The organism is Sphingorhabdus sp. EL138 (assembly GCF_945882965.1).
Taxonomy (GTDB): domain Bacteria; phylum Pseudomonadota; class Alphaproteobacteria; order Sphingomonadales; family Sphingomonadaceae; genus Sphingorhabdus_B.
The window spans coordinates 1-5,845 of record NZ_CAMCWY010000036.1; the positions used below are offsets into that span (position 1 = coordinate 1).

Here is a 5,845-nt window from a genome sequence, read left to right on the forward strand (position 1 = left end):
GGCGGCCTGTGCGCCCAGAAGTTCATCAAGGTCGTCACCTACCAGCGCCAGACGATCGCTGCGACCCGCGACATCGCCGCCGTGACCGCGCGCATTTCGCGCGGCGAGGGCATGGAAGCCCATGCCCGCACCGGCGATGCCCGGCTGGCCAAATATTATCCGGGCGAACACTTCGATCTTGCTGCAAGCCTGGCGTGATCGGGCAGGAGACATTCGATGCAAGAGCTTGATGAACTCGTCCGCATACGGGAATCGATCATTCCCCGCGCCAACCTGAAGCGGTTGGCAAAGCGCAACAATCACATGGGCTTGCTGTTCCTTGCATTTCATCTGGCGGTCATTGCTGCCACCGGATGGTTGGTGTTCGCCAGCCGCGGGACACTGTGGATCGTCCCGGCGATCTTCCTGCACGGCGCCATGTTGGCGACCTTGTTTGCGCCGATGCACGAAGCCGCGCATGGCACGGCATTCAAGTCGGTCTGGCTCAACGAGGCTGTCTTGTGGCTATGCGCGTTGATCTACATTTTTCCGCCGCACTGGTTTCGCTATCACCATGCCTTCCACCACACTTACACGCAGGTGCGACGGATGGATTCCGCCATGGTGTTGCCCAAACCGATCACGCTGGGGCAGTATCTGGTCTATGTCTCCGGCCTCACCATCTGGAAGCGCAATCTATCCTATCTGTTCGGTCATGCGCTGGGTCGGATCGATCCGGCCGAACGCTCCTATGCCCCCGAAGACCAGTATCCCGGACTGATCCGCCAGGCGCGCATCATGCTGTTGATCTATGCCGCCGTGGCGGTAGTCGCCATCGCCTATGGATCATGGGCGCCCGTCATCTACTGGCTTTTGCCGCGCGTCGCTGGCGAATCCTATGCCAGGTGGATGCGTGTCGCCGAGCACACCGGCTGCGCGGAAGGCTCTGATCCGCGCACCAACACGCGCACGACGCTGACCAACGCGTTCATCCGCCAGATCTGGTGGAACATGCCCTATCATGCCGAACATCATTTGTGCGCCTTCATCCCCTTTCACGCGCTGCCCCGTTTTCACCTCGAGGTGCGCGACGAATTGACCGTGGCCCCGGGCGGCTATTTCAGCGTGCATGCCGAACTGTTCCGCAAGTTCATCCGCTGGAACCACGCAACCCCGACCTATCAATGACCAAAGGGACCGGCCGGCAATGACGAACGGGCAATCGGACAGATGGTATCGCGCGGCGGCCACGTCGGACATCGAGGATGACGATGTCCTGGGCGTCATCGTCGGTGATTACGGCCAGCATGAGATCGCCGTGTACAAGATCGGCGGCGCTTATTTCGCCACGGGCGATCGTTGCACGCATCAACGCGCGCGCTTGTCCGATGGCCTGGTCATCGACGATTGCATCGAATGCCCGTTGCACCAGGGCCGCTTTCATATTGCGACGGGGCGCGCAAAGAGCCGGCCGGTCAGCATTCCCTTGCAGACCTATCCGACCCGGATCGAAGAGGACGCGGTCTTCGTCCTGATCGCCGAACCCGACGCAGCATAGCCAGGCAATTGAAGGCAGCGAGAACGAATGTGAAGAACATCGGCTTCATCGGCGTCGGCGTGATGGGCACGCCCATGGTCCGCAATCTCATCAAGGCCGGCTTTCGGGTGTCGGTGTTCGATATCAATCCGCACGCCGTCGCAGCCGTTGTCGCCGACGGCGCGACAGCATCGGCATCGCCCGCCGCTGTTGCGGCCGATGCCGATTGTGTCATCACCATGGTGCCGAATGGCGCGCACGTCGAAGCGGTGCTGTTCGGTGATGATGGCGTCATCACAACCGTCCGCCCGGGCACTCTCTATATCGACATGAGCACGATCTCGCCGGCGGTGACGGACAATATCGCTCAACGGATGGCCACGCGGCAGATCGACATGCTCGACGCGCCGGTCGGCCGCTCGTCGCAGCACGCCGAAGCGGCAGATTCGCTGTTCATGGTCGGCGGCGAAGCTGCGGTCTTGCAGCGCGCGCGCCCGATTCTGGAACGGCTGGGCAGCACCATCATCCATTGCGGCGCGGCGGGGGCAGGCATCCGCATGAAGATCGTCAACAATTTTCTGGCGAGCGCCACCAATGTGGCGACCAGCGAAGCGCTTGCGCTGGCCGAGGCCAACGGCATCGATCCCGAACTTGCCCGCAGCATCATGGTCGGTACCGTGGCAGGGCAAGGTCATCTCGCAACGACCTATCCGGCCAAGGTGCTGCGGGGCGATACAAGCCCGGGGTTCATGATTGAGCTCGTGGTCAAGGACGTCGGCATCGCGATCGATCTGGCCAAGAGCGTTGGTGTGAACTTGTCGATGGCGGAAACCGCACTTGCAACTTACGCTGCTGCAATCGCAAAGGGACATGCCCGAGACGATTGGACGGCAATTTATGCCCTTGCAAGACAAAGGCTGCAGGAGCGGAATTCGTCGTGACCTTGCCCAAGTTCGCAGCCTTTCGGGCTATGCGATCGTGTCAGACCAATCACTTTCTTGCAGAATGGCTATAAGGGCCGCCGCGGCAATCTCAGCGGCACCTCGATGACCGGATTTTGCCCGTTGATACTGTTGCAACGGCGGTGTTCACGCTCCCCATCGCGCGATGGGAGTTCATCGCACTGTCGCTCGATCGCCCGCACGAATGTCTGCTTCTGGCGTAAACTGCCGTTCATTGGCCCGGCCAGGAATGACCGCCAAGTCCCAATTCCCGCCATTCGCAGACCGGTCAAGATGGGAACCAAGCGCCAGGTCGTGACCACTAGGTTTTGTCGGGTTATGCCGGTTTTGTCTTTTGTCAGGTGGCAACAAACTGGCTAACAGATTGAAGGCGATCTGGGCATGATGAACAAGAGCAAACGGAAGGCGGGCAGGCCATTGGAGCAATATTAGATGCACGGATCACACTCTCACAGTTACAACACAACTCTAGCAATAATACCTAAAATTGCTCCAATAGCACTATTGTTAGACGGTTTTGGATCAGTAAGCGACCACCGGACATTTTGAGTTCTAAACCGAAGGGCAGGTTGCCCATCAATACTTGCTGGATCGTATGATTTTTCGCGCACAGAGTTGCATGCCGATTCATCCATAGAGTAGACGAGGGTTGAAACTGCAATATAGCATTGATCTACCCGACCTTCTTGGTTTACTCGATATACTGTCGCCGTAACGCCCGTAATACCAATTCGTCGTGCAATTGCTGGATACTTTACAGGTTTTGCGACGAATGTCTTAGCAATCACAGCATCCTTAAACGAACGCTGCATACTGCCTAAAATTGAGTCAGATTTGTACGTTATGTTTGCAGGAATTCCTGATTTGCAATTCAACAAGTTGTTTTGACAGAATTTTAAGTCTTCAATGGAAGAATGAGTAAGTGTTGGAGCGTTTGCACTCCAAGAGGGCAAAAGCGAAGTCGAATTGTTGATTCCCGTGAATGACAAGGACCCGGTGGTTGAGTTGCCATTCGAAAGGAGCAGCGACGGCTTCTTTTCCATCGGCACATACGGTACGCTGACTGTTGAAATATTACTCCAAATCTCCGCGGCAGCCTCGTTATAATAAGCGGATTTGCGATCCCTAAATATATTCGCCATCGCCTTTTGCGATTTCTCGTCTCCTCTGCGCGCGTCTAGATACAAGTATGCTAGCGCATCATCAGCGCTGCCGACCTTATAAAGCAAATTGCCGGTCTGAAGTCGCGCAGTCGCTGACCAAAAAGCATACCGACGGAGTTCAGTTAGCTTCTCTAGTATATTCTGATTATTATCACTCGCGAGAAATTCAGCTAACTTTGATGCTGATGAGGCGTATGCGCCACCGTCAAAAGCAATTTTGCAGTAGCGAAGCAACTCAACATTATCGAGAGTGACATTATATCCCTTAGTGTCCAGTTGGCAAAGAAAATTTGCTGCAACTGCACTGCCCTGCTCGACGGACAATTTTAAGTATGTGAACCAATCATCGTAACCATATCTCACCAGAATTAGGCCAAGATTAAGAGACGATTCGGCATCTCCAGCTATTGATTTTGCACGATATATGTCCGCAATGTTTCCGCTTAGATTTGACCAGACATTCTTTTTTCTATCTTTATAGTATTTTACGCTTTCGGTAACAAGATTTACAGTACATGAAGAGTTATGCGCAACTAGAGTTCCATAGTTATCAGAAAACTTACACAACTTGTAATTAGTGTCGTAATTAGATTCGCTAACAAGTTTGATTCCTAGAAGCAGCGGCCGTTGCTCATTGTTAGTGATGCGCCACCTAACTCCGCCTGTTGCCTTAAAAAAAGATACTTTCTCTGTTAGATTTGATGGGATATTGTAACGCGCCCGAGCGAGATAAATTTCGCATGTCGTCGAATCTATCAAATTAAAGCCACTTGTTTCCGTTATAGAACATTGTTGCGGCTTCCCTTCCTTGTCCACAAGAAGCGATACACGTGTTACACCAGCGTGGCCCTTAAAGCGGCTATAGGCTGGGTAGTCATCGTCTGTGATTATTTGCTTATTCGACATGTATTCGGATACGTTTGGCGCGTCATTTGAAAAAAATACCTGGCTTTGAGCATGTAGTTCAGCGCCAAAAAACCCAGATATTACCAACGCAGTCTGACCGATAACTGCCAATCTTGAAGCAGTCAAAGGCGATACATTGTGCGCGACACTGCTGAAGCTTACCATTGCCCCCCTATAACAACAAATATTGTCCCCGTGTTTGCAGGGAATCGCCTGATGAACGGATATTGTCAAGATCATCGGAGATTACGTCCGTCAGTTTGGTGTAGTTTCTGCATCTCCCACCCTCTTGCATAGCCAGGTGGCTTTCGGTGTGATCTGGGGGGATCTCCTCGATTTCGGTTGTCGCGAGGAGGATCTGCCCCTTCAGAGTGGTCCAAAATCCGAATTAGATTTACCCACGAAGGAGGGACCGGATGGCGAAGAAGTACAAGCCGGAGGGAGATTATTGGCAGGCTGCGCGGGGCCGAGATCCAATTGCGGCGGGATCATTGTGATGGTTGGGTTCGGTTGGCACCATTGGCTGGTTGCCAAGTCGCTGATTTTGCAAACCCAGCCCGCTCTAAACCGCGCAGGGAGTTCTGTAAGGTTTTGCCGGTTTTGTCTTTCGTCTGGTGGCCACAAACCGGCCAACAGATGGAAGGCGATATAGGCATGATGAACAAGAGCAAACGAAAGGCCGGCAGGCCTTGGCAACGTGTGCCGCGGGCAAAGCCTCGCATTGGATTGGACGGCCGGCCGATCGATTGACGGGGGGCAACTCAATCTTCCCAAAGCAGAGATGGGGAAACCGTTGCGCTCCCTGTTCATGAGCAGTCGCGAAATTCGCACCGGGGGGCGTCAAAACCTTGGCGCTTCAAGTGCGGAAACCGACGCCTTCCCGATGAGATAACGCTAACACAGTTTTTCGCCCAAGCGCGCGCCGCTCACGCGCACGCGCACAAGGCATAAAGCATCAACTATGGACGGGTGAGCATTGAGAACCGCACGATTTCTAGTGACTGGCGCTGCGAAGGATCACCCAGCCCAGTGCCAACACACAGCCGATAACCGCACCCCCTACCAAGCAACTAAGGGTGGATAATTGGGTGGACGTAAAAGAGCAGGGGGAGGCAATTCCCCTTCTATTTCAACGCTATAGCCTGGAATAATGGTGCCGCTTAGGTGACTCGAACACCTGACCCCCGCATTACGAATGCGGTGCTCTACCGGCTGAGCTAAAGCGGCATCTCGGTAAGGCTGGCGATTTATCAGCGAGCGGGTGGACTGGCAAGGGGCAAGGCGGCGGCAGTGCGACC

At 54.5% G+C, this 5,845-nt stretch carries 4 protein-coding genes, 1 tRNA gene and 1 pseudogene; 4 read left to right on the forward strand and 2 right to left on the reverse strand.

Going from position 1 to position 5,845, the window contains the following annotated elements:
- The 4 genes and pseudogenes from Q0N43_RS11395 to Q0N43_RS11410 form a co-directional block, all read left to right on the forward strand.
- Positions 1-198: pseudogene (locus tag Q0N43_RS11395) on the forward strand (histidinol dehydrogenase); the annotation flags it as partial.
- 18 nt (positions 199-216) lie between these two features.
- Positions 217-1,167: a fatty acid desaturase gene (locus Q0N43_RS11400; RefSeq protein ID WP_295446449.1), complete on the forward strand. Its 951-nt coding sequence runs from the start codon at positions 217-219 to the stop codon at positions 1,165-1,167.
- A gap of 19 nt (positions 1,168-1,186) precedes the next feature.
- A complete protein-coding gene (locus tag Q0N43_RS11405; protein ID WP_295446451.1) occupies positions 1,187-1,537 on the forward strand; it encodes a non-heme iron oxygenase ferredoxin subunit in 351 nt (116 codons plus the stop codon).
- Between the two features lie 29 nt (positions 1,538-1,566).
- On the forward strand, positions 1,567-2,457 hold the full coding sequence (locus Q0N43_RS11410) for an NAD(P)-binding domain-containing protein (protein WP_295446452.1): 891 nt from the start codon (positions 1,567-1,569) through the stop codon (positions 2,455-2,457).
- Positions 2,458-2,933: 476 nt separating this feature from the next.
- Here the strand turns inward: Q0N43_RS11410 and Q0N43_RS11415 are convergent, their stop codons facing one another.
- Positions 2,934-4,712, reverse strand: coding sequence for an energy transducer TonB (locus Q0N43_RS11415; RefSeq protein ID WP_295446454.1), 1,779 nt, complete (start codon positions 4,710-4,712; stop codon positions 2,934-2,936).
- A 986-nt stretch (positions 4,713-5,698) separates the two neighbouring features.
- Positions 5,699-5,774 (reverse strand) — tRNA-Thr (locus Q0N43_RS11420).
- Positions 5,775-5,845: the final 71 nt, after the last annotated feature.

Bases quoted from the DNA above. Each gene is read 5' to 3' on its own strand.
- Q0N43_RS11400 (WP_295446449.1), top strand. From the start codon at position 217: ATGCAAGAGCTTGATGAACTCGTCCGCATACGGGAATCGATCATTCCC.
- Q0N43_RS11405 (WP_295446451.1), top strand. From the start codon at position 1,187: ATGACGAACGGGCAATCGGACAGATGGTATCGCGCGGCGGCCACGTCG.
- Q0N43_RS11415 (WP_295446454.1), bottom strand. From the start codon at position 4,712: ATGGTAAGCTTCAGCAGTGTCGCGCACAATGTATCGCCTTTGACTGCT.